We start from the raw sequence: 616 nt of genomic DNA on the forward strand, positions 1-616 counted from the left end.
TTGCTGATTCAAATACTGGCTGACGTACTCGTAGTGACGAACGCTCACACCTTGCGCAGTCAGCTTCTTCTCTATCTCGGCTGGTAACTTTTGTTTATCGATGAACGCCGTCGCGCGGTCTCGCTCGACAATAAGGTAGGATTCTGAAACCGGGCAGTAAAGCGTGTCACCGCCACGAATATTCAGTGTCCACATCACATCGTCAAGGGTTGAAACCAATAAACAGTCCGCATGGTTTTCATTGAGCCATTTACGAATATCTGCGAGTTTTTGTTTGGCTTCTACACCAGAAAACGCAACCGGATGGTCAAAAATTTCTGCGCTCGGTCTGCTCGGGCGATCAGTCCAGATTGGCGTTATCAGATCGAGGTCGAGAACAATCTCGATGTTCTTTGGCTCAAGCGCTTGTTTAAGTTCTTGGTAAAATGCGTAGCTGATCGAGTGTCCATCCACGGCAATCGCGCTGTTTTCGTCGAGCGTACTCGCAAGCCATTTAGGAATGGTGGGGGTTTCCGGCTGACGCGCTTTGAAAAGGTCTAACCCTGTGCCATGCAATTGTTCTTCTGCTTGATTGTAGTAGCGACCATCTGTCCACAATCCACCGCCTTGTTGAGTT

Annotated in this window: 1 protein-coding gene; it reads right to left on the bottom strand. The window is 48.9% G+C overall.

Going from position 1 to position 616, the window contains the following annotated elements:
* Window positions 1–616 (bottom strand): aminopeptidase P family N-terminal domain-containing protein (locus tag R7Q48_RS28700; protein ID WP_318133739.1); only part of this gene is annotated, 616 nt, incomplete at both ends.

It is taken from the genome of Vibrio sp. 378 (genome assembly GCF_033339435.1).